At 73.4% G+C, this 22,794-nt stretch carries 20 protein-coding genes and 1 pseudogene; 12 read left to right on the top strand and 9 right to left on the bottom strand.

Annotation, left to right across the window (positions count from 1 at the left end):
• The 6 genes and pseudogenes from ACFVXK_RS03235 to ACFVXK_RS03210 form a co-directional block, all read left to right on the top strand.
• Window positions 1–1,888, top strand: a pseudogene (locus ACFVXK_RS03235) (hypothetical protein); the annotation flags it as partial.
• 194 nt (window positions 1,889–2,082) lie between these two features.
• The gene (locus ACFVXK_RS03230; protein ID WP_042811317.1) at window positions 2,083–3,021 is read left to right on the top strand and encodes a cellulose-binding protein; all 939 of its coding nucleotides are present in this window, start codon (window positions 2,083–2,085) and stop codon (window positions 3,019–3,021) included.
• Window positions 3,022–3,159: 138 nt separating this feature from the next.
• The gene (locus tag ACFVXK_RS03225; RefSeq protein ID WP_389609835.1) at window positions 3,160–4,086 is read left to right on the top strand and encodes an ABC transporter ATP-binding protein; all 927 of its coding nucleotides are present in this window, start codon (window positions 3,160–3,162) and stop codon (window positions 4,084–4,086) included.
• Between the two features lie 2 nt (window positions 4,087–4,088).
• Window positions 4,089–4,868, top strand: a complete 780-nt coding sequence (locus tag ACFVXK_RS03220) for an ABC transporter permease subunit (protein WP_389609838.1) — start codon at window positions 4,089–4,091, stop codon at window positions 4,866–4,868.
• Window positions 4,869–5,034: 166 nt separating this feature from the next.
• Window positions 5,035–6,156, top strand: a complete 1,122-nt coding sequence (locus ACFVXK_RS03215) for an ABC transporter ATP-binding protein (protein ID WP_389609834.1) — start codon at window positions 5,035–5,037, stop codon at window positions 6,154–6,156.
• Window positions 6,153–7,031 (top strand): ABC transporter permease, encoded by an 879-nt coding sequence (locus ACFVXK_RS03210; RefSeq protein WP_389609833.1) that lies wholly within the window; start codon window positions 6,153–6,155, stop codon window positions 7,029–7,031. Before ACFVXK_RS03215 ends, ACFVXK_RS03210 begins: the two co-directional genes overlap by 4 nt.
• A gap of 19 nt (window positions 7,032–7,050) precedes the next feature.
• Here the strand turns inward: ACFVXK_RS03210 and ACFVXK_RS03205 are convergent, their stop codons facing one another.
• Complete coding sequence (locus ACFVXK_RS03205; protein WP_389609832.1) at window positions 7,051–7,377, bottom strand: ATP/GTP-binding protein; 327 nt, start codon at window positions 7,375–7,377, stop codon at window positions 7,051–7,053.
• 251 nt (window positions 7,378–7,628) lie between these two features.
• On the opposite strand from ACFVXK_RS03205, the gene ACFVXK_RS03200 reads away from it, so the two are divergent.
• Window positions 7,629–8,660 carry an LLM class flavin-dependent oxidoreductase gene (locus ACFVXK_RS03200; protein WP_389609831.1) on the top strand — a complete coding sequence of 344 codons (1,032 nt, stop codon included), beginning with the start codon at window positions 7,629–7,631 and terminating at the stop codon, window positions 8,658–8,660.
• Window positions 8,661–8,740: 80 nt separating this feature from the next.
• Here the strand turns inward: ACFVXK_RS03200 and ACFVXK_RS03195 are convergent, their stop codons facing one another.
• Window positions 8,741–9,133: an SCO5389 family protein gene (locus tag ACFVXK_RS03195; protein ID WP_030235830.1), complete on the bottom strand. Its 393-nt coding sequence runs from the start codon at window positions 9,131–9,133 to the stop codon at window positions 8,741–8,743.
• A gap of 220 nt (window positions 9,134–9,353) precedes the next feature.
• Here ACFVXK_RS03195 and nucS point away from each other — a divergent pair, with 220 nt between their 5' ends.
• Complete coding sequence (nucS, locus tag ACFVXK_RS03190; protein WP_389609830.1) at window positions 9,354–10,025, top strand: endonuclease NucS; 672 nt, start codon at window positions 9,354–9,356, stop codon at window positions 10,023–10,025.
• Window positions 10,026–10,309: 284 nt separating this feature from the next.
• On the opposite strand, the gene ACFVXK_RS03185 is transcribed toward nucS, so the two are convergent.
• The 4 genes from ACFVXK_RS03185 to ACFVXK_RS03170 form a co-directional block, all read right to left on the bottom strand.
• Complete coding sequence (locus tag ACFVXK_RS03185; RefSeq protein ID WP_389609829.1) at window positions 10,310–13,384, bottom strand: ATP-binding protein; 3,075 nt, start codon at window positions 13,382–13,384, stop codon at window positions 10,310–10,312.
• A gap of 837 nt (window positions 13,385–14,221) precedes the next feature.
• The gene (locus tag ACFVXK_RS03180) at window positions 14,222–14,863 is read right to left on the bottom strand and encodes a LysE family translocator (protein WP_389609828.1); all 642 of its coding nucleotides are present in this window, start codon (window positions 14,861–14,863) and stop codon (window positions 14,222–14,224) included.
• 62 nt (window positions 14,864–14,925) lie between these two features.
• The gene (locus ACFVXK_RS03175; RefSeq protein WP_045948899.1) at window positions 14,926–15,249 is read right to left on the bottom strand and encodes an STAS domain-containing protein; all 324 of its coding nucleotides are present in this window, start codon (window positions 15,247–15,249) and stop codon (window positions 14,926–14,928) included.
• A 183-nt stretch (window positions 15,250–15,432) separates the two neighbouring features.
• Window positions 15,433–16,281, bottom strand: a complete 849-nt coding sequence (locus ACFVXK_RS03170; protein ID WP_045948898.1) for a 3-hydroxyacyl-CoA dehydrogenase family protein — start codon at window positions 16,279–16,281, stop codon at window positions 15,433–15,435.
• Window positions 16,282–16,479: 198 nt separating this feature from the next.
• On the opposite strand from ACFVXK_RS03170, the gene ACFVXK_RS03165 reads away from it, so the two are divergent.
• Window positions 16,480–17,052 (top strand): cob(I)yrinic acid a,c-diamide adenosyltransferase, encoded by a 573-nt coding sequence (locus tag ACFVXK_RS03165; protein ID WP_389609827.1) that lies wholly within the window; start codon window positions 16,480–16,482, stop codon window positions 17,050–17,052.
• Here ACFVXK_RS03165 and ACFVXK_RS03160 read toward each other — a convergent pair.
• Window positions 17,049–17,669 carry a hypothetical protein gene (locus ACFVXK_RS03160; RefSeq protein ID WP_389609826.1) on the bottom strand — a complete coding sequence of 207 codons (621 nt, stop codon included), beginning with the start codon at window positions 17,667–17,669 and terminating at the stop codon, window positions 17,049–17,051. The genes ACFVXK_RS03165 and ACFVXK_RS03160 overlap by 4 nt on opposite strands.
• 96 nt (window positions 17,670–17,765) lie before the next feature.
• Between ACFVXK_RS03160 and ACFVXK_RS03155 the strand changes: the two genes are divergently transcribed.
• From ACFVXK_RS03155 to ACFVXK_RS03145, 3 genes are all read left to right on the top strand, one after another.
• Window positions 17,766–19,031: a sensor histidine kinase gene (locus ACFVXK_RS03155; RefSeq protein WP_389609825.1), complete on the top strand. Its 1,266-nt coding sequence runs from the start codon at window positions 17,766–17,768 to the stop codon at window positions 19,029–19,031.
• Window positions 19,028–19,684, top strand: a complete 657-nt coding sequence (locus ACFVXK_RS03150; RefSeq protein WP_389609824.1) for a response regulator — start codon at window positions 19,028–19,030, stop codon at window positions 19,682–19,684. Before ACFVXK_RS03155 ends, ACFVXK_RS03150 begins: the two co-directional genes overlap by 4 nt.
• A 179-nt stretch (window positions 19,685–19,863) precedes the next feature.
• The gene (locus ACFVXK_RS03145) at window positions 19,864–21,732 is read left to right on the top strand and encodes a glycosyl hydrolase family 18 protein (protein WP_389609823.1); all 1,869 of its coding nucleotides are present in this window, start codon (window positions 19,864–19,866) and stop codon (window positions 21,730–21,732) included.
• Window positions 21,733–21,791: 59 nt separating this feature from the next.
• Here ACFVXK_RS03145 and ACFVXK_RS03140 read toward each other — a convergent pair whose 3' ends face one another.
• Together ACFVXK_RS03140 and ACFVXK_RS03135 are read right to left on the bottom strand one after the other, a co-directional pair.
• Window positions 21,792–22,238, bottom strand: coding sequence for a DUF2550 domain-containing protein (locus ACFVXK_RS03140; protein ID WP_389609822.1), 447 nt, complete (start codon window positions 22,236–22,238; stop codon window positions 21,792–21,794).
• A 128-nt stretch (window positions 22,239–22,366) separates the two neighbouring features.
• Window positions 22,367–22,741: a F0F1 ATP synthase subunit epsilon gene (locus ACFVXK_RS03135; protein WP_045948891.1), complete on the bottom strand. Its 375-nt coding sequence runs from the start codon at window positions 22,739–22,741 to the stop codon at window positions 22,367–22,369.
• Window positions 22,742–22,794: the final 53 nt, after the last annotated feature.

Genomic DNA, 22,794 nt, shown 5'->3' with positions numbered 1-22,794 from the left:
CCGCCTGCGCACCGAGGCCGCCGAACAGGCCGACCGCCTCATCACCGAGGCCACCGCCGAAGCGGAACGCCTCACCGAGGAGACCCGCGCGGCCAGCGAGCTGACGGCCGCCGAGGCCGAAGCCGCCGCCGACGCCACCCGCGCCGAAGCGGCGTCCGTCCTGGACGAGGCCCGCGCCGAAGCCAACCGCCTGCGCACCGAGGCCGCCGAACAGGCCGACCGCCTCATCACCGAGGCCACCGCCGAAGCGGAACGCCTCACCGAGGAGACCCGCGCGGCCAACGAGGCGACCGTCGGCGAGGCCGCGGACGCCGCGGAGGCCCTGCGCGCCGAGGCGGCGCAGACCCTGGACGAGGCCCGTGCGGACGCGGGCCGGATGCGCACGGAGGCCGCGGAGCAGGCCGACCGCCTGACCACCGAGGCCATCGCGGAGGCGGACCGGCTGACGGCGCAGGCGGCGGCGACGCTGGCCGCGGCCGAGCGGGATTCCGCCACGATCCTGGTCGACTCCCGCGCGGAGGGCGACCGGCTGATCGAGGAGACCCGCGCGGCGAACGAGCTGACGGTCGGCGAGGCCGCGGCGGAGGCGGACCGGCTGCGCGCCGAGGCGGCGCAGACCCTGGACGAGGCCCGCGCCGAGGGCGGCCGGATCATCGGCGAGGCCACCGCGGAGGCGGAGCGCGTCACGGTCGCGGCGAACGAGACCCTGGCGAGCGCCGAGCGGGAGGCGGAGCAGACCCTCGACGAGGCGCGCGCGGAGGGCAACCGGCTGCGCACGGACGCCGCCGAGCAGGCGGACCGGCTCATCACCGAGGCCGTGTCGGAGTCGGAGAAGCTCACCGAGCAGACCCGCAAGGACAACGAGCGCACGGTCGGCGAGGCGGCCGGCGAGGCCGAGCGGCTGCGGGCGGACGCGGCGGAGGCGCTGGCCTCGGCGCAGGAGCACGCGACGCGCACCCGTTCCGAGGCGGAGCGGGTCAAGGCGGAGGCCGCGACCGAGGCGGACCGTACCCGTACGGAGGCCCGCGAGGAGTCCGAGCGGGTGCTGGACGAGGCGCGCGAGGAGGCCAACAAGCGCCGCCGCGAGGCCGCGGAGCAGGTGGACCGGCTGATCACGGAGGCGGCGGCGGAGGCCGACAAGCTGACCTCCGACGCGGGCCGGCAGGCCCTGGCCGCCACGACGGCGGCGGAGGAGCAGGCCGACGCGATGGTGGACGCGGCGCGCAAGGAGGCCGCGCGGATCACCTCGGAGGCGACTGTCGAGGGGAACTCCCTGGTGGAGAAGGCCCGTACGGACGCGGACGAGCTGCTGGTCGGTGCGCGCACCGACGCCTCCGCCATAAGGGAGCGGGCGGAGGAGCTCCGTTCGCGCGTCGAGTCCGAGGTCGAGGAGCTGCACGAGCGGGCCCGCCGGGAGTCGGCGGAGCAGATGAAGTCGGCGGGCGAGCGCGTGGACAAGCTGGTCCGTGCGGCGACCGAGCAGAGCGCCGAGGCGGAGGCGAAGGCCAAGGAGCTGGTGTCGGACGCGAGCAGCGAGGCGAGCAAGGTCCGCATCGCCGCGGTGCGCAAGGCGGAGACGCTGCTCAAGGAGGCCGAGACGAAGAAGGCGGAGCTTTCCCGGCAGGCTGAGAAGGTGCTCGCGGAGGCCCAGGCCGAGGCGGAGCGGATCGTGGACGAGGGCCGGCGCGAGCTGGAGGTCCTGGTGCGCAGGCGCGAGGACATTCAGGCGGAGATCTCCCGTGTCCAGGACGTTCTTGAGGCGTTGGAATCATTCGAGGCACCTTCGGGTGGCGGAAAGCCCGCATTGGGCGGCCAGGGCGCGGGGGGCGTGAAGGCCGGCGCATCAGCGGGGTCCACTCGTTCGGGTGGCAAGGCGTCGGAGGGGTAGTCAGAACGCAGGATGTGTGCTTCTGAGGGAGGTTCAGTCGAAGGAGTGACAATCATTCCGTCGCCTTGCCACTCAAAAGGGGTGTCATTGTCCAGGGCAAACGCGGATTGACTCGATGACACGCCGCCCGGGCGCCTAGGATTCCCCTCAACACCTCACGTAGCACCTCATCGGTCTCATTCGACAGGAACCCCATGAGCGACACTTCCTCCCCCTTCGGCTTCGAGCTCGTGCGGCGTGGTTACGACCGCGGTCAGGTGGACGACCGCATTACCAAGCTGGTCTCCGACCGCGACAGCGCCCTAGGACGTATCAACTCTCTGGAAAAGCGGATCGAGGAGCTGCACCTCGAAACGCAGAACGCCCAGGCCCAGGTGAGCGACGCGGAGCCGTCGTACGCCGGGCTCGGCGCCCGGGTCGAGAAGATCCTGCGGCTGGCCGAGGAGGAGGCGAAGGACCTGCGCGAGGAGGCCCGTCGCGCGGCCGAGCAGCACCGTGAGCTGGCCGAGTCCGCCGCGCAGCAGGTGCGCAACGACGCGGAGTCGTTCGCGGCGGACCGGAAGTCGAAGGCGGAGGACGAGGGCGTCCGCATCGTCGAGAAGGCGAAGGGGGACGCCGCGACCCTGCGCGCCGAGGCCCAGAAGGACGCCGCCTCCAAGCGCGAGGAGGCCGACGCCCTCTTCGAGGAGACCCGCGCCAAGGCCGCCCAGGCCGCCGCGGACTTCGAGACCAACCTGGCCAAGCGTCGCGAGCAGTCCGAGCGCGACCTGGCCTCGCGTCAGCAGAAGGCCGAGAAGCGCCTCGCGGAGATCGAGCACCGCGCCGAGCAGCTGCGCCTGGAGGCCGAGAAGCTCCGCACGGACGCCGAGCGCCGGGCCCGCCAGACGGTGGAGACCGCGCAGCGCCAGGCCGAGGACATCGTGGCCGACGCCAACGCCAAGGCCGACCGCATCCGCAGCGAGTCCGAGCGCGAGCTGGCGGCGCTCACCAACCGCCGCGACTCCATCAACGCCCAGCTGACCAACGTCCGCGAGATGCTGGCGACGCTGACCGGCGCGGCCGTGGCCGCCGCCGGCTCCCCGATCGACGACGAGCCGGTCACCCGCGGCGTCCCGGCGCAGCAGAGCCGCTGACAACTCCCGTACGTCCGCGTGCGGATACACCCCCGTACGCATGCGGAGCTACCTACCGGTAGTCGAAATCGGGCATCCAGGGCCGTACATCACCATTTCGAGGTGGCGTACGGCCCTCCGGCGTTCTAGCGTGGCTCCATGATCGAGCTAGAGGGCCTCACGAAACGATTCGGCGCGAAGACCGCCGTCGACAACCTCAGCTTCCAGGTCAAACCGGGGGCGGTGACCGGCTTCCTCGGCCCGAACGGGGCGGGGAAGTCGACGACCATGCGCATGATGCTGGACCTCGACAATCCGACCAGCGGCACGGTCCGGATCGACGGGAAGCACTACCGGGACCTCAAGGAACCGCTGAAGCACATCGGAGCGCTGCTGGACGCCAAGGCCATGCACGGCGGGCGCAGCGCCTACAACAACCTGCTCTGCCTCGCCGAGTCGAACCGGATCCCCAAGCGCCGGGTGGCCGAGGTGCTGGATCTGGTCGGGCTGACGCCGGTGGCACGGAAGAAGTCGAAAGGATTTTCGCTCGGAATGGGCCAACGGCTGGGAATCGCCGCTGCCCTGCTGGGTGATCCGGAGATCCTCATGTTCGACGAACCCGTCAATGGTCTGGACCCGGAGGGAATTCTCTGGATCCGAAATCTCATGAAGGGTCTGGCGTCGGAAGGAAGGACGATCTTCGTCTCCTCCCATCTGATGAGCGAAATGGCGCTGACCGCAGACCATTTGGTGGTGATCGGACAGGGAAGGCTCCTCGCCGACTTGTCGATGGCGGATTTCATCCACCAGAACTCCCGCAGTTACGTACGGGTGCGCTCCCCGCAGCAGGAACGCCTCAAGGACGTCCTGCACGAGGCCGGCATCGACGCGATCGGCGTCCCCGCCACCGGAGTCCTGGAAATCGACGGCGTCCCGAGCGAGCAGCTCGGCGAACTCGCCGCCCGGCACCAGATCGTGCTGCACGAACTCAGCCCCCAACGGGCTTCACTGGAGGAAGCGTTCATGCGCATGACGGCGGATTCCGTCGAGTACCACGCCCACGCCCCCCGAGAGGCCGGTGCGTGACCGTGGCCGCCTTCCCCGCCGTCCTCCGCTCCGAGTGGACCAAGATCCGCACCGTCGCCTCCACCACCTGGACCCTGGCCACCGCGCTGGTCGTCACGGTCGGGCTCGGCGCGCTGCTGTGCTCCTTCACCGCGGCCCGCTTCAAGGACATGACCCCCGCCGACAAGCTCACCTTCGACCCGATCATGATCAGCTTCGCCGGCATGTCCCTCGGCCAGCTCGCCATGATCGTCTTCGGCGTCCTCGTCGTCGGCACCGAATACGGCTCGGGCATGATCCGCACCTCGCTGGCCGCCGTGCCGCGCCGCGGGACCTTCCTGCTCGGCAAGCTCACGGCCGCCACGGCCCTCGCCCTCGTCGTGGGCCTGGCCACCAGCTTCCTGTCGTTCTTCGTCGGCCAGGCGCTCCTGGGCGACCACGGCACGGACCTCGGCCGCGAGCACGCCCTGCGCGCGGTGGTCGGCGCCGCCCTCTACATGGCGCTGATCGCCCTGTTCTCGATGGGCGTGACCACGCTCCTGCGCAGCTCGATCCTCGCGCTCGGCATCCTGATGCCGTTCTTCTTCCTGATCTCGAACATCCTCCACGCCTTCGCCGCGACCCGGAAGGTGGCCCAGTACTTCCCGGACCAGGCCGGCTCCAAGATCATGGAGACCGTCCCGGACGCCCTGAACCAGGTCCAGGCCCCGTACGGGCCCTGGGGCGGGCTCGGGATCATGGCGCTGTGGGTGCTCGCCGCCGTGGCCGGCGGCTACCTCGTCCTCAGGAGGCGGGACGCCTGAGCGCGGGTCCGCCTCAAGGCGGACGTCCCGCGTACTACGGGAAAACCCCGGGCCGGATCTCAGGGAGAGCTCAGGGATCCGGCCCCGGCGGGAACCGGCCGGGGCTCGATATCCTCTTAAGGAACAGGCGGACGAGAGCCGTCCGGGGCCGACAAGGGGCAGCACGATGATCGAGGCCGTCGGCCTGACGAAGCGATTCGGCAGCAAGACCGCCGTCGACCAGCTGTCCTTCCAGGTCAAGCCCGGCCACGTGACCGGCTTCCTCGGGCCCAACGGCTCCGGCAAGTCGACCACCATGCGCATGATCCTCGGCCTCGACCGGCCCACCTCCGGTCACGTCACGATCAACGGCCTCCCCTTCCGGGAGCTGCCGAACGCCCAGCGGCACGTCGGCGCCCTGCTCGACGCCAAAGCCGTGCACGGCGGCCGCCGGGCCCGCACCCACCTGCTGGCCATCGCCCAGCTCTCCGGGATCCCCGAGAAGCGGGTGGACGAGGTCCTCGGCGTGGTCGGCCTCCAGGCCGCGGCCCGCCAGCGGACGAAGGGCTTCTCGCTCGGCATGGGCCAGCGGCTCGGCATCGCGGCCGCCCTCCTCGGCGACCCGCAGGTGCTCCTCTTCGACGAGCCGGTCAACGGCCTCGACCCCGAGGGCATCCTCTGGGTCCGGAACCTGATGCGCCGGCTCGCCGCCGAGGGCCGCACCGTCTTCGTCTCCTCGCACCTGATGAGCGAGATGGCCCTGACCGCCGACCACCTGATCGTGATCGGCCGGGGCCGGCTGCTGGCCGACATGAGCACCCAGGAGTTCATCACCCACAACTCGGCCGGATTCGCGCGGGTCCGCGCCGCCGACGGGGACCCCGCGGCCCGCACGACCCTGGCGACCGCCCTGACCGCGGCGGGCGGCCGGGTGCTCCAGGAGTCCGACGGGGCACTGCGCGTCACCGGGCTGGAGCTCCCGCGGATCAGCGACCTCGCGCACGGGGCCGGCGTACGGCTGTGGGAGCTGTCCCCGCACCGGGCCTCGCTGGAGGAGGCCTACATGCGGATGACGCAGGCCTCCGTCGAGTACACCTCCCGCGAGGACCCCCGCGCCGAGCTGTGGGAGCCCGAGCCGCTGACCGTCCCCGCCTGGGAGGACGGGCCCGCCCCGGAGGTGGCCCCCGAGACCGCGGCGAGCTTCTTCGCTCCCCCGCCCCCCGGATCCGAGCAGCGGCCGTTCCTCATGCCGGACAGCGCCGCCGACCTGGCCCCCTCCCCCCAGCACACCCCCGAGGACCCCCGATGACCACCACCCCCGCCGGGAAGCCGACGGCGAGCGCGACCGCGCCCGACGGGTCCGGGCCGGGCGGGTCCGGCGCCTACAGTTCGCCGCTGCCCACCCCGCGCCCGCACCTGGGGCACGCACTGGCCTCGGAGTGGACCAAGCTGACCTCCGTGCGCTCCACCCTGTGGACGCTCGGCTCCCTCGTGGCCCTGGTCGTCGGCGTCGGCATGCTCGCCGTGGTGCAGACCGCCTCCCGGGACTACGCGAGCCTGCCCTACCCGGCCCCCGCCCTCTTCGGGCTGATGGTCGGGCAGATCGCCGTGATCGTGCTCGGGGTGCTGACGATCTCCTCCGAGTACGGCACGGGCCTGATCCGCACCACCCTCACCGCCGCCCCCGACCGGCTGCGGGTGCTCACCGCCAAGTACCTGGTCTTCGGCACCACCGCCTTCACCACCATCAGCTGCTCGGTGGGTTTCGTGGGCCTGTGGGCGGCCGTCCTGCACAGCGGGCCCGCCGCCGGGCCGCACGGCCTCGCCGAGTGGGCGGGGGCGCTGGCCGGCTGCTTCTACGTGACCCTGCTGGGCCTGCTCGCGCTGGCCGTCGGGGCACTCGTGCGGCACTCGGCGGGCGCCATCGCGGTGATGCTCGGCGTGGTCACCATGCCCCCGGTGCTCGGGGCGATACTGACGGCCTGGCCGGTGACCAGCGGGCTGGGCACGCTCGTGCTCCGCTACAACGCGCCCGTCGGGCTGTTCCAGCTGTTCGGGGTGCAGGACAGCGCGGTGGGCGGCGCGACCATGCCCAGCGACGTGGCCCAGTTCACGCTGATCCTGCTGGTGACGGCCGGGGCGATCGCCGCCTCCTACGCCGTCGTCGGCCGCCGGGACGTCTGAGCGCCGGGGGCCGCGCGGATCAGTACCGCGGCGCGTTGCGGGACCGCTGCACCTTCGAGGTGCGGCGGTCCTTCGCGTTCCAGCAGGCCTTGTGCCAGTGCCGGCGGTCGTCCACGCCGCCGTACTCGGGCCAGGCCACCACGTGCGGGGTGCCCGAGGGGATCTCCTGGTCGCAGCCTGGGCAGCGGTAGCGCTTGCCCGCCGCGCTGGCGCCCGCCACGTGCCGGACCTTCCACTCCTCGCCCAGGTACTCCTCGGTGCGCTCCAGTCCGTACCGGTCGTAACCGGAGGCGGGCCGTTCGTCCGGGGTCTCGCCGCCCCTGGGGCGGTTGTGGCGCGGTGACACGTATACCTCACGAAGGGGCGGCGGGCGGTGACTTTCTCCCAGACTACGCGCAGCGAAGCGGGGTACCCGCAGGGTGTTCGTGGAAGGCCCTCCTCCGAACGGAACTGGCCCGACTATCTCAATAACTTTCCTGTCAGGCCGTGCCTTTGGCACGTGTCAGACGTTGTTGCCAGGAGACGTCGACGCCGTCGACGAGCCACGAGCCGGTCCACCTGGGGGAGGCCGCGCCAGCCGCGAGGAGGCCAAGGGCGATGCGGGTAGGAGCGTTTGTACTGGCGGCCCAGTTCCCGGGCCAGGGGCAGGGGGAGGCGCTGCACCGGGCGGTGCGGACCGCCGAGGTGGCCGAGGAGGCCGGGCTCGACTCGGTCTGGCTCGCCGAACACCACTTCATCCCGTACGGGGTCTGCCCGTCGGCGGTGACGCTGGCGGCCCTGCTGCTGGGGCGGACCCGGCGGCTGCGGGTGGGGACGGCGGTGAGCGTCCTGCCGAACACGCATCCGGTGGCCCTCGGGGAGCAGGCGGCCCTGCTGCACGTCACCTCCGGCGGCCGGTTCACCCTCGGGGTGGGCAGGGGCGGGCCGTGGGTGGACCTGGAGGTGTTCGGGGGCGGGCTGGACGCGTACGAGAACGGGTTCCCCGAGGACCTCGACCTGCTCCGGCGCTGGCTGGCCGAGCCCCGGGTGGGGGGGGCCGGCGGGCGGCACGGCTTCCGCGAGGTGGCCGTCGTACCGCGCCCGGACGAGGCCCTGGACGGGGACGGGACGGGGCCGGAAGTGATCGTCGCCTGCACCTCCCCGGCCTCGGTGCGCATGGCCGCGCGGCGCGGGCTGCCGATGCTGCTGGGCATGCACTGCGGGGACGAGGACAAGGCGGGGATGGTCGCGCTGTGGCGCGAGACCGCCCTGGCGGCGGGGCACGCGCCGGAGGCCGTACGGGCGGCCGGGCACGTGTCGGCCGGGGTGTGCCAGCTGGCGGACCGGACGGCGGACGCCCGCGAGACGCTGCTCAAGGCGATGCCGGGCTGGCTCCGGCAGGGCCTCGACGCGTACGAGACGGTGGACGGCCGCCCCCGCGCGATGCGCGACCCGCACGCCTATACGGAGCTGCTGTGCGACCTGCACCCCGTCGGCACGCCGGAGCTGGCGGCGGACCGGCTAACGGCCACCTCGGAGCGCACGGGCATCACGCGGTTCGCGCTGCTGACGGAGGGGTCCGGCGACCTCGCCGCGACGGAGGAGAACGTCCGGCGCCTCGGCGCGGAGGTCCTGCCCCGGCTGGTGTGACCGGCCGGCCCGGCCTGGGCTGCCGCTCCGGCCTCAGTCGCACCTCCCGCGACACGGAGCGGCAGCGCGTACCGGTACCGCTAGCAGTCGCGCAGTTCCGGCGACTGGTTGAGCAGCTGGCCGCGGATCGAGGTGAACTTGGCCAGCCGGTCGTCCACCGAGGGGTCCAGCGGGAACACCGCGACGCGGTGGCAGTTCTGGAAGGCCAGGCGCACCCCGAAGTGCCGCTGCAGCGCACCCCGTATCGCGTCACTCGCGAGCGCGCGCAGCAGCTGGCCGCGCGCCTGCTCGTCCGGCGGCGGCGTCTGGTTGTCGGCGAACTCTCCGCCCTCAACCTCCAGCTGGGCCGTCAACGAGCTGATCATCTCCCATGCGTAAGGCAGGGAGGTCCGGACGCAGTCGACGAAGGCGGCTTCGTCGACCTCGCCTCGCTCGGCCTGTTCGAGTAGGGCCGGTGAGACGTCGAGCGACATGGGTTCTCCTCTCGTGACCCCGGCGTTCTGGGTCGCCGGAGTCGTACGGGCAGGGAAGGAGGCCGCGACGCAGTGTGCACGCTCGGCAACCTCCTGCTCACCACGGTAGGCGCCCACCGGGTGGCGCACCAGGAGAATGCGCATACAACGCGCCATCGGCGAACGGGGCTTTCAGGGGCGAATCGCGTGAAGGCCCGTCGGTCGAGTAGCGTTGCCGACCATGCGTCTCGTCATTGCCCGCTGCTCCGTCGACTACGCGGGTCGGCTCACCGCCCATCTGCCCTCGGCACCCCGTCTGATCCTCGTGAAGGCCGACGGCAGTGTCTCGATCCACGCGGACGACCGGGCGTACAAACCGCTCAACTGGATGTCCCCTCCGTGCACCCTCAAGGAGGGGAGCGGGGACGACGGACACGTCTGGACCGTCGTCAACAAGGCGGGCGAGAAGCTCATCATCACCATGGAGGAGGTCCTCCACGACTCCTCCCACGAGCTGGGCACCGACCCGGGCCTGATCAAGGACGGCGTCGAGGCGCACCTCCAGGAGCTGCTGGCCGACCGCATCGAGACGCTGGGCGAGGGCTACACGCTGATCCGGCGCGAGTACATGACGGCGATCGGCCCCGTGGACATCCTGTGCCGGGACGCCTCGGGCGCGACGGTGGCGGTGGAGATCAAGCGGCGCGGGGAGATCGACGGCGTCGAGCAGCTGACCCGCTACCTGGAACTGCTGAACCGCGACCCGCACCTGGCGCCGGTGCGCGGGGTGTTCGCGGCGCAGGAGATCAAGCCGCAGGCGCGGGTTCTGGCCAATGACCGGGGCATGGACTGCGTGGTCCTGGACTACGACGCCCTGCGCGGCATCGAGGACGACAAGCTGCGGCTGTTCTGACGGGCGCGGACGACGAAGGCCGGCGGGGCTGGATCGATCCAGCCCCGCCGGCGTCTTTTCCGGGGCACACCCCCAGCCCCGCCGACGCTTGATGTGCGCGGTCAGGGGCGGAGCCCACGCCACACCCCCAGCCCCGCCGGCGTTCGAGGCGCGGGGTCAGGGGCGGAGCCCACGCCACACCCCCAGCCCCGCCGGCGTTTGAGGCGCGGGGTCAGGGGCGGAGCCCCTGGGAACGGTGGAAGGGCGGGGAGGGGCAAGCCCCGCAGGGCCCCGCCCGGGAGGCGTCAGCTCGTCGTCGTCGTCGGGGATTGCGGGCCCGACGTGGGCGGCGTCGCGACCGCCGACGAAGCCGAACCCGACTGCGACTGGGACGGGCTCGGAGACGGCGGCGGGCTGACCGAAGCGGACGGACTCGGCGCCGACGAGCTCGGCGAGGGCCCGGGAGCGGGCGAGGACGCCGGGGGCTGGGACGAGGGGCTCCCGCTCGGCGTCGGGGCGGCGGAGGTGCCCCCGCTGTGACCCGGCTGCGGGCTGCCGGACCGGCCGGGGGTGGCCGCCGGGGCGGGGTCGGCCACCGCGTCGCCGCCGCCGGTGCCGGGCACCTGCGGGACGCGCGGGGACACCTGGGCCGAGGGGCTCGACGACACCGAGGGGGCCTCGGGGTCCTGCGTGCCGTCCGAGGCCAGGGCCAGGCCGATGACCGTGCCGAGCGCCGCGACCGTGAGCACCCCGGCCGCCCCGAGCAGTGCCGTGCGGCGCCGCCGGGCCGGACCGGGCGGGGCCGGGCGCGGACCGGTGAGGCGCGGGGGCGCCGGCCGGGTGGGCGCGGGCGGCGGGAAGGCGCTGCCGAAGACCGCCGCGAGGTTCTTGGGAGTCTCCGGCGGCGGCAGCTGGGCCCGCCGGATCACCGGGTTGACCTGGGTGACGGCCTCGGAGCCGCGCGCGGGGGTCGTGGCGGCGGGCTTGGTGCGCTTGGTGGGCGCGGCCGCAGGTGACTTCGCCAGGGACGCCGCGGCCCCGGCCACGGGAGCCGCCGCCGCCTCCTTCGCCCCGGTGGCGGACGGACGCACCGCGGACGAGCCGGCCCGACCAACGGGCGGGAACGGCGCACGGGCATCCGTCCCGGCGGCGGGCAGGGGCTTCACGGGGGTGTCCGTCCGCCCAACCGGCGGGAATGGCACGCGGGCATCCGCACTGGCGGCCGGCAGGGGCGTCGCAGGCGTGTCCGTCCCCCCAAGCGGCGAGAACGCCGCACGGGCATCCGCACCGGCGGCCGACGGAGGCGTCACGGGAGCGCTCGCCCCGCCGACCGACGGGAACGGCGCACGCGCCTTCGCACCGGCGGCCGGCAAGGGCGTCGTCGGGTCGGACGACCCGACGGCGGGCAGAGGCGTCGCAGGCGTGTCCGTCCCCCCAAGCGCCGGGAACGCCGCACGGGCATCCGCACCGGCGGCCGGCAAGGGCGTCGTCGGGTCGGACGACCTGGCGGCAGGCGGGAACGGCGCGCGCGCGTTCGTCCCGGCGGCCGGCAGGGGCGTCGTGGGATCGTTCGTCCCCGCGACGGCCGGGAACGGCGAGCGCGCCTTCGCACCGGCGGCCGGCAAGGGCGTCGTCGGGTCGGACGCACCGGCGGCGGGCGGGAACGGCGTGCGGGCCTTCGTGCCGGCGGTCGGCAAGGGTGTCGTGGGGGCGGTCGCCCCGGCGGCGGGGTGCGGGGGCTTGCCCAAGGGGAGGGGGCGGGTGGGGCCGTCGGGGTCAGGGGTCGGTGGGGCCTCCAGGCGCAGGGGCGGGGAGGCGGCCGGGCCGAGGGCCTCGCGGTCGGTGACCAGGGCCAGCGCGCGCCGCCCGGCGACGGTCCCCCGCTTGTCCGCGAGCGCGCCCCGCAGCCCGATCGAGGCCTCCAGCTCGGCCCGGGCCCGGTCCAGGCGCCCCTCGCACAGCGCGAGTACGCCCAGCTCGTGGTGGAAGTACGCCTGTTCGGCGACCTCCCCCGCCTTCCGCGCGGCCTCCGCCCCCGCCCGCAGCACCCGCTCCCAGGCGTCCCAGTGCAGCGAGGCCTCGAAGGCCGGGGCGGCCGTGCGGGCCAGGAGGACGGCGGCCACCACATCGGCCCCGGCCAGCGCCGCGAGCACCGCGTCGGCCTCGGCCGCGACCCGCTCCGGGGTGACCGAGGAGTGGCCGGTCCACCAGGCGTAGTGCCGGGCGGCGGTGCGCGCCTCCTCGGCGCCCGAGCCCCCGTACCCGGCCTCCTCCAGCTGCCGCGCGACCCCCTCGGCGAGGCGGTAGCGCGGTCCGGCCGGGCTGATCAGCCCGCAGGCGAGCAGCTCGGCCACGGCCGTGTCCGCGTGGGTGTCGCCGACCAGCGCGGGCAGGTGCGCGGGGTGCGGGAGTTCCCCGCCCAGCGCGCAGGCCGTCCGCAGGGCGGCCCGGGCCGACTCGCTCACCCGGGAGGCCAGCAGCGCGGCGGGGGCGGCCGCCTGGGCCAGGGTGGGCAGCGGTACGGGGGCCGGGTCGCGCGGGCGCTCCTCGAAGACCCCGGGCTCCTCGTCCTCGTCCCCGGCGGCGGCGCTCCCGTTCAGCTCGTCGCGCTGGCGCAGCAGCGCGGCCGCCTGCACGAAGCTCAGCGGCAGCCCCTCGGAGGCGAACCGCAGGTCCCCGGCCCAGGCCGTCTCCGCCTCGGTCAGGGGGCGCCCGGTGAGCGCCTCCAGCAGCTGTGTGGCGCCGGTGCGGCCGAGGCCGCCGAGGAACACCTCGTCCAGGTGGGAATCGTCCGAGGGCGCCTTGGCGTCGGGGGTGGCGGCGAGCAGGTAGGCGCACTCGGGGGTGGCGCGCAGCAGCTCGTCCAGTGCGGGGCCGCCCAGCTCCAGGTCGTCGAGGAGGACGATGGCGCCGATCTCCCGGACCCGGGCCAGCAGGGCCGTCCGGTCGGGGCGGCGGCCGGCGGTGTCGTACACGGTGGCGTAGAGGGCGTGGAGCAGCTCGGCCGGCTGCTGCTGGCCGTACCCGCTGAGCCGGACCACGCCGTCGGGCGCGAGGTCGGCGCAGGCCCGGGCGACGGCGTCGAGCAGCGAGGTGCGGCCGGATCCGGCGGGCCCGGTCAGGCGGACCGAGCGGCCGCGCTGGAGCAGCCGTACGAGCCGCTCCAGCTCCTCGGCCCGCTCCAGCAGCGGCCGGTCGGGAACGGGCGGCCCGGGCAGGGCGGGGGGCCGCGCGGCACTGTCACGGGCGGCACGGGAGGCGGCGTCGCGCTTGGCGGGACGGCGGTCGGGGTCCGGGCCGGTACCGGGCCGGTGGGGTTCGATCTCGCTGCCGTCGACGGGGTTGACGGTGAGGGTGAACTCCCCGGCGGTCAACGTCACGACCCTCGCGGGCCCGACGGGCAGCGACGGCACCCCCGCCCCGGCGGACACCCCGCCACCCGGGCCGGAAGTGCGCGCATCGGCCCGGCCGCCCGCGGCGGGGGTCCCGACCACGGCAGAGCCGACAACGGGCGCGGCGGCGGCACTCCCGGCACCGGACGCCCCGGGGTCGGCCGCAGCCGAGGCGGAAGCCCGGCCGGGCGCACCCGCCGCGGGCGGACCGGCGGGCGCAGCCGCCGTGGGCCTCCCGGCCTCCGGCGTACCGTCGGCCGCCGCATCCGGGGCCGTACCGGCCCCAGGCGTCGCGGCGACCGTACCCGCCGTCGGCGTACCGGCGTCGGGCAGGGGCTCGGAGGTGGCGGCAGGCGCGGCATTGGCCGGGCGGGGGCCGGAGGCGGAGGCGTCGGCCGTCGGCGTCACGGCCTCAGGGGTCCCGGCCGTCGGCGGAATGGCCTCAGGGGTGCCGGTCGCGGGGGTGGCGGCCCTCGGGGTGGCGGTCGGTGTGCCGACTCCCGGGCCGCCGATGCCCGCCGCGCCGGCGGGCCGGCGCTTCCGGCCGGCCGCGGGCGCGGTGCCGGGTCGCCGGTCCTCGCCGGGCTGCCCCTCTGTACGGTCCATGACCACGTCCCCCCGCCTCGCGTCGCGCGCTCCGGCGCCGTCTTTCCTACCGCCCGGCCCCGCTCGCGCCGCTTGTCGCGACTGGTCCGGTTTCCGCCCGACCCTAAACGCTGCCGGGTCGCGCCGGTACCACAGGGGTGCCTCCACCATCGGACCGTTACGTTTCCCGCGCGTCCGTGCGGAAGCGGGAACTCCGCAGCTACCGCACGGTATCCGGCGTCAGTCCTTGCGGCCGGTCGCGGCCACCGCGACGCCCAGACCGATCATGGTGAGCCCGCCCACACCCCCGATGAGGGAGAGCCGCCGCGGAGACCCGGCCAACCAGCCCCGGGTGGTGGCGGCGACGAGCCCCCACGCACTGTCGGACACGATCGCGATGAGGTTGAAGACCAGGCCGAGCAGCAGCATCTGCAGGACGACGTGACCGCGCTCGCGGTCCACGAACTGGGGCAGCACGGCGGCGAAGAAGACGATCGTCTTGGGGTTGGCCACACCGACCACGAACCCCTCCCCCAGCGTCCGCAGCGAGCCGTGCGCCACGGGGGCCGCCTCCGCGAGGGCCGCCTGCAGGGAGCCGCGCCGACGCACGGCCTTGACGCCCAGGTACACCAGGTACGCGGCGCCGACCAGCTTCAGCGCGGTGAAGACGAGGACCGAGCGCTCGACGACCGACCCGACCCCGAGGGCCACGGCCACGACGAGCACGTACGCCCCGAGCGTGTTCCCGGCCACCGTCGTCAGCGCGGCCCGGCGGCCCTGCGCGAGGGCCCGGCCGATCACGAAGAGCACGCTCGGGCCGGGGATCACGATCAGCAGGAGCGACATGGCCGCGAAGGCCAGCAGTCTGTCGGTGGACACCATGCGTCCATGTAAACCGAGCCCGGCCCGCCGCCGCAGCCCCTTTTTCTCCCGCCCGCCCCGGTTCAGACCCGGGGCAGGGACTCCGCTTCCAGCCCGCCCTCGATCGCGAGGATCCGGTGCAGCCGGGTGGCGACGAGCAGCCGCTGCATCCGGTCCGGGACGCCGCGCAGGACCAGCCGCCGGCCGGTGCGGCCGGCCCGCCGGTGCGCCCCCATGATCACGCCGAGTCCGGTCGCGTCCCAGGAGTCGAGTCCGGTCAGGTCGAGCACGAGGTCGCCGTGGCCGTCGTCGAGGGCGGTGTGGAGGGCCGTACGGGCGTCCGCCGCGCTGCGCACGTCGAGGCGGCCCCCGACGGTGAGTTCGGCGTGGTCGCCCCTGATGTGCATGTGTGCTCCCCGGCTGTACTGCGTGCGTGTGGTCCGACGGTCCGTGGCGGCTCGTGATCGGCGTCGGCTCGTGGTCGGCAACTCTCACCGCAACTGACTGCCCGGCGGGCGGTGAAGTTGCCGACCGTGAGCGAACCGATACCTAATTCACCCCGTAGGGTGCGGGGATTCGAACGGCCGTGCTCAGTGCTTGTAGAAGCCCTGGCCGCTCTTGCGGCCGATGTCACCCGCGTCGACCATGCGGCGCATGAGCTCCGGCGGCGCGAACTTCTCGTCCTGCGACTCGGTGTAGATGTTGCTGGTGGCGTGCAGCAGGATGTCCACGCCGGTGAGGTCGGCGGTGGCCAGCGGGCCCATGGCGTGGCCGAAGCCCAGCTTGCAGGCGATGTCGATGTCCTCGGCGGAGGCCACGCCCGATTCGTAGAGCTTCGCGGCCTCGACGACGAGGGCGGAGATCAGGCGGGTGGTGACGAAGCCGGCGACGTCGCGGTTGACGACGATGCAGGTCTTGCCGACGGACTCGGCGAACGCGCGGGTGGTGGCGAGGGTTTCGTCGCTCGTCTTGTAGCCGCGGACCAGCTCGCAGAGCTGCATCATCGGGACGGGCGAGAAGAAGTGCGCGCCGACGACCCGCTCCGGGCGCTTGGTGACCGCCGCGATCTTGGTGATCGGGATGGCGGAGGTGTTGGAGGCGAGGACGGTGTCCTCGCGGACCAGCTCGTCCAGGGTGCGGAAGATCTCGTGCTTGACCTCGATCTTCTCGAAGACGGCCTCGACGACGATGTCCACGTCGGCGACCGCGTCGAAGTCGGTGGTCGTGGTGATGCGCGCGAGGGCCGCCTCGGCGTCCTCGGCCGTCATCTTGCCCTTGGAGACGAACTTGTCGTACGAGGCCTTGATCCCGTCGGTGCCCCGGGTCAGCGCGGCGTCGGTGACGTCCCGCAGGACGACGTCCCAACCCGCCTGAGCGGAGACCTGAGCGATCCCGGAACCCATCAGTCCCGCGCCGATGACGGCGAGCTTCCCAGCCACTGCACACCCCTCGTTGTTCTCAAGTACGACGTTCTCAAGTACGACCCGGCCTCGTAGCCTCTCCGGCGGAGACTAGCGTCCGTGAGGGGCCCAGTGACCGCGAAGTAACACGCGTCACGTCTCAGATGACGGACATCACACCGGCACGGCCCAGCAGTGCGCGGGCCGCCCGCAGTTGGGCCGCACTACCCTGGCGGCATGGTGAACCTCACGCGCATCTACACCCGCACCGGCGACCAGGGCACGACCGCCCTGGGCGACATGAGCCGTACGCGGAAGACGGACCTGCGGATCTCCGCGTACGCCGACGCCAACGAGGCCAACGCCTCGATCGGCACGGCGATCGCGCTGGGCTCGCTGCCGGAGGAGGTCGTCAAGGTCCTGGTCCGCGTGCAGAACGACCTCTTCGACGTGGGCGCCGACCTGTGCACCCCGGTGGTGGAGGACCCGCAGTACCCGCCGCTGCGCGTGGAGCAGTTCTACGTCGACCGGCTGGAGGCGGACTGCGACGTCTTCAACGAGCGGCTGGAGAAGCTGCGCAGCTTCATCCTCCCCGGCGGCACCCCCGGCGCCGCGCTCCTGCACCAGGCGTGCACGGTGGTGCGGCGGGCCGAGCGCTCCACGTGGGCGGCGCTGGAGGTGCACGGCGAGGTGATGAACCCGCTGACGGCCACCTACCTCAACCGCCTCTCCGACCTGCTGTTCATCCTGGCCCGCACGGCCAACAAGGAGCTCGGCGACGTCCTGTGGGTCCCGGGCGGGGAACGCTAGCGGCCGCCGCCGGCACGCTCCGCTTCCGCTTCCGCGCCGGCGTCCGCGCCCGTCCCCGCGCCCGTGCCCGCGCCGGCGTCCGCGCCCGCCGGTGCCTTGCGCGGCCAGACCGTGTAGCCGGCGGCGACCAGGGCCTGGATGCCGAGCACCCGCAGGGCGGCGAACTGCCAGGACCGGAGGCCGCCGGTGTCCGCCGCGTCGCCGACGTACCAGATCGCGCCCTGGAGGAGGGCGACCGCGACGGCGGCGCCCGCCAACGTCCGGATCCAGAGCTGCCACTCGTGGACCGCCCGGGCCCGGCCGTACTTCGGGCCCGGCGGCTTCGGCCCCCCGGCGAACCGGTGGGCGGCGTGCCGGTCGAGCCACTGCACGGTGTAGTGGCCGTACCCGACGGTGTACCCGATGTAGAAGGCGGCGACCCCGTGCCGCCAGCTCGGCTCCCCGCCGTTCTTCAGGTCGACGACGCCGACGACGAGCAGCACCAGCTCCAGCAGCGGCTCGCACAGCAGGAGCGCGGCCCCCAGCCGCGGCATGCCGGCCAGGTACCGCAACGCCAGCCCGCCGGCCAGCAGCACCCAGAACCCGACCTCGCAGGCGATGATCAGCGCGATGAGCACGGCCCGCCCTCCTTCCCCTCGTGGACTCCCTCCAGGGTTGCGGCCGCCGGGCCCGGATGCCTCGTCACCGGTGACGAAACCCGGCTGCACCCTTCGATGTACCGCCGTCTCCGCCCGGGTGCCGAGGCCGCGCCGCCGGACGGCGTGTTGGATGGGACCGTGACCCCCGCGATCCCCCGCCCCCACCGTGACGACGTCCTGATCGCGGTGATCAGCACCCTCACCGGTCTCCTGCTGTGGTCGCTCGGGGTCCACAGCACCGGCCCCGGGGGCACCGGCTACCGGCACGACCTGCCCGCCTGGGCGGCGCTGGTCCCGATGCTGACGGTCGGCGGCATGGAGCTGCTGCGCCGCACCGCGCCCCGCCTGACCCTGGTCGTCGGCACCCTCGCGGTGATCGCCGACCAGTTCACGGTGGGCAGCATCGCCACCGTCGTGATGTTCACCGACCTGATGTACGCGGCCGTCGTCTACGGCACGCCCTCCATGGCCCGGCGGCTGCCCGTCAGCACCGGTCTGATCACCCTCGTCGTCACCATCGCGACCCTGGCCTGGCTGCGCTCCCCGCAGGCCCTGATGATCGGCGTGCTCACCGGCATCGTCAGCTTCGCACCGGCCCTGACCGGCGCCACCCTGCGCAACCACCGGGAGGCCGCCGACGCCGCCCGGCTGCGGGCCGAGCAGACGGCGCTGCTGGCCGAGATGGACCGGGCGCAGGCGGTGGCCGCCGAGCGGGCCCGGATGGCCCGGGAGCTGCACGACATGGTCGCCAACCACCTCTCCGCGATCGCCATCCACTCCACGGCCGCGCTGTCCATCGACTCCCCCGCCACCAGCCGCGAGGCGCTCGGGGTGATCCGCGAGAACAGCGTGCAGGGGCTGGCCGAGATGCGCCGGCTGATCGGGCTGCTGCGCGACGCCGGGGCCGGGCAGGAGGCCGCGCCGGTGCCGTCACTGGACGGGTTGGAGGCGCTGCTCGGGCAGGCCCGCACGAACGGGGCCGCGAGCGGGCTGGACTTCGTCCTGGACGACGCGCGCCCGGCCGGGCGGCCGCCGCTGCCGGCCCCGGTGGAGCTGGCGGCGTACCGGATCGTCCAGGAGTCGCTGACCAACGCCCTCAAGCACGCGGCCCCCGGCACGGTCGCGGTCCGGCTGGCCCGACGGGACGGGCTGCTGACCGTGGCGGTGGACTCCCCGTACGGGGACCGGCCCGGCCCGCGCGCGCCCGGCTCGGGGGCGGGGCTGATCGGCATGCACGAGCGGGCGGAACTGCTCGGGGGGACGTTCACGGCGGGCCGCCAGGGGTCCGTCTGGCAGGTGCGGGCGGAGCTGCCCGCCGAGGAGAAGGCGGTACGGGCGTGAGCATCAGGGTCGTGGTGGCCGAGGACCAGCGGGCGGTACGGGCCGGGCTGGTGCTGATCCTGCGCAGTGCGGGGGACGTCGAGGTGGTCGGGGAGGCGGCCGACGGCGAGGAGGCGGTGCGCCTGGCCCGGGAGCTGCGGCCGGACCTGGTGCTCATGGACGTGCAGATGCCGCTCCTCGACGGGGTCGAGGCCACCCGGCGGGTGGTCGCGGAGGGGCTGGCCGACGTGCTCGTGCTGACCACCTTCGACCTGGACGAGTACGTGTTCGGGGCGCTGCGGGCGGGGGCGGCGGGCTTCCTGCTGAAGGACGCGGAAGCGGCGGAGCTGATCGCGGCGGTGCGTACGGTGGCGCGCGGCGAGGGGTTGATCGCCCCGGCGGTGACCCGGCGGCTGATCGCCGAGTTCGCCGCGCCGAAGGCGGTACGGGCGCCCGTGCGGCCGGAGGCGGCCGCGGCGGTGGAGTTGCTGACCCGGCGCGAGCGGGAGGTGCTGGGGGCGTTGGGCGAGGGGCTGTCGAACGCGGAGATCGCCGTCCGGCTGGACATGGCGGAGGCCACGGTGAAGACCCACGTCAGCAGGCTGCTGGGGAAGCTGGAGCTGCGCAGCCGGGTCCAAGCGGCGGTCATGGCAAGGGAGTTGGGGATCCGGTAGACCCGCTTGAGATGAGGTCTGGACCTCTTGACGCTTGGTACAGACCTTTCTAGTCTCACCGCATCACTGTGGTGAGCGTGCCATGACAAAGATCGCTTCCGGCGTGCTCACGGGCGGCGCAGGTCCCATCCCCAGTGCCGGTCGGCCCCCGACCGCCACGGACCTCCGGAGGAGCACCCTTGAGCACAGCACCCCCACGACGCACCCGCCTCTTGAGGAAGCTGGCCGCCACCGCGGCCGTCCTCGCCCTGCCCGTCGCCGGCCTCGTCGGCCTGGCCGGGCCCGCGCAGGCCGCCGCCTCCGCGAGCGCCACCTACACCAAGGTCTCCGACTGGGGCACCGGCTTCGAGGGCAAGTGGACGGTGAAGAACACCGGCACCACCACCCTCAGCAGCTGGACCGTGGAGTGGGACTACCCGGCCGGCACCCAGGTCACCTCGGCCTGGGACGCCACCGTCACCAGCTCCGGTACCCACTGGACCGGCAAGAACGTCGGCTGGAACGGGACCCTCGCCCCCGGCGCCACCATCAGCTTCGGCTTCAACGGCACCGGCCCCGGCGCCCCCACGGGCTGCAAGGTCAACGGCGGCTCCTGCGACGGCACCACGACCCCCACCGACAACCCGCCCTCGGCCCCCGGCACCCCCACGGCCGGCGGCCTCACGGAAACCGCGGTGACCGTCTCCTGGCCCGCGGCCACCGACGACAAGGGCGTCAAGAACTACGACGTCTACCGCGACGGCGCCAAGCTGGCCACCGTCACCGCCACCACCTACACCGACAGCGGACTGACCAAGGGCACCACCTACACCTACACGGTCACCGCCCGCGACACCGCCGACCAGACCGGCCCCGCCTCCGCCCCCCTCTCCGTCACCACCCCGGGCGGCGGCACCGACCCCGGCCCGGGCCCCGGCCCCGGCCCCGACCCGGGTGCCAAGGTCAAGCTCGGCTACTTCACCGACTGGGGCGTCTACCAGCGCAACTACCACGTGAAGAACCTGGTCACCTCCGGCAGCGCCGCGAAGATCACCCACATCAACTACGCCTTCGGCAACGTCCAGAACGGCAAGTGCACCATCGGCGACTCCTACGCCGACTACGACAAGGCCTACACCGCCGACCAGAGCGTCGACGGCGTCGCCGACACCTGGGACCAGCCCCTGCGCGGCAACTTCAACCAGCTGCGCAAGCTCAAGGCCAAGTACCCGGGCATCAAGGTCGTCTACTCCTTCGGCGGCTGGACCTGGTCCGGCGGCTTCGGCCAGGCCGCCCAGAACCCGGCCGCGTTCGCCCAGTCCTGCTACGACCTGGTCGAGGACCCGCGCTGGGCGGACGTCTTCGACGGGATCGACATCGACTGGGAGTACCCGAACGCCTGCGGCCTGTCCTGCGACACCAGCGGGGCCGCCGCCTTCAAGAACCTGATGTCGGCCCTGCGCGCCAAGTTCGGCTCCTCCAACCTGGTCACCGCCGCCATCTCCGCCGACGGCTCCAACGGCGGCAAGCTCGACCTCGCGGACTACGCGGGAGCGGCCCCGTACGTCGACTTCTACAACGTGATGACGTACGACTTCTTCGGCGCCTGGGACGCCAAGGGCCCCACCGCCCCGCACTCCCCGCTGACCTCCTACGCCGGCATCCCGATCGCCGGCTTCAACTCCGAGGCCGCCATCACCAAGCTCAAGGGCAAGGGCATCCCCGGCTCCAAGCTCAACCTCGGCATCGGCTTCTACGGCCGCGGCTGGACCGGCGTCACCCAGGACGCCCCCGGCGGCACCGCCACCGGACCCGCGCCCGGCACCTACGAGCAGGGCATCGAGGACTACAAGGTCCTCAAGACCAGCTGCCCCACCACCGGCACGGTCGCCGGCACCGCCTACGCCAAGTGCGGAAGCAACTGGTGGAGCTACGACACCCCCGCCACCATCGCCGGAAAGACGAGCTGGCTGAAGAACCAGGGGCTCCGCGGAGCCTTCTTCTGGGAGTTCAGCGGCGACACCGCCAACGGCGAGCTCGCGAACGCCATCCACACCGGTCTGCAGTAGCCGGACACGACGAAGCCGGGAGGACGGGTCCGCCCCCGTCCTCCCGGCTTCTTCACGCGTCAGGCCACATTCACCCGTTGGCCCGGAGGCGCCGCCTCCAGCCAGGCCAGGAAGCCGGTCAGCGCGTCCTCGCTCATCGCCAGCTCCAGGTGCGTCCCCTGGTGGGAACAGCCGAGCACGACGGAGTCGGACAGCAGCGCCAGCTCCTCCTCGCCCTCGGGCGCACGCCGGGCGAGCACCTCGATGGAGGAACGCTCCAGCAGCCGGCGCGGCCGCGGCGAATAGCTGAACACGCGGAACCACTCGATGCGGTCACCGCTGTAGCGGGCGACCCCGTAGACCCACCCCTTGCCGGAGACGTCGGGCTCCTCGGCCACGCCCCAGCGCAGGCTGCAGTCGAAGGTCCCGCCGGAGCGCTGGATGAGTCTGCGGCGCAGCCCGAACACGAACAGCCCGATCACCACCAGGGCTACGACCAGGCCGCTCACAAGCAGAGCGAGGAGCATCTTCACCGACCTCCTCGCTCATCGAAAACCGCACAAACAAAAAGTACGTACATCGCCTCAGCCGCGACCCGCTCCGGAAAATTCCGGAACGGACCGCGGCTGAGGTTTCAAACTCTTCGGTACGGGGCTCAGTGCCCCGCGACCGCACGCAGCCGGACATCGGCGCGACGTTCGGCGGCCGCGTCGGCGTCCGCCTTCGCGCGCTCCAGTGCCCGCTCCGCCCGCTGGACGTCGATCTCGTCCGCGAGCTCGGCGATCTCGGCCAGCAGGGACAGCTTGTTGTCCGCGAACGAGATGAAACCGCCGTGCACCGCGGCGACGACCGTGCCGCCATCGCTGGTACGGATGGTCACCGGGCCCGATTCCAGCACACCGAGAAGCGGCTGGTGACCGGGCATGACGCCGATGTCGCCGGACGTGGTGCGGGCGACGACCAGGGTGGCCTCGCCGGACCAGACATTGCGGTCCGCCGCGACCATCTCGACGTGCAGCTCAGCAGCCAAGGTGGCTCCTCGGGTCACCACCCGGCGGGTCCGCCGGGTGTTGGGTCAAATTC

Source organism: Streptomyces sp. NPDC058157 (assembly GCF_042884105.1).
Taxonomy (GTDB): Bacteria; Actinomycetota; Actinomycetes; order Streptomycetales; family Streptomycetaceae; genus Streptomyces.
The sequence above is the reverse complement of the archived record's forward strand: the minus strand, read 5'-3'. Positions and strand labels throughout refer to the sequence as shown.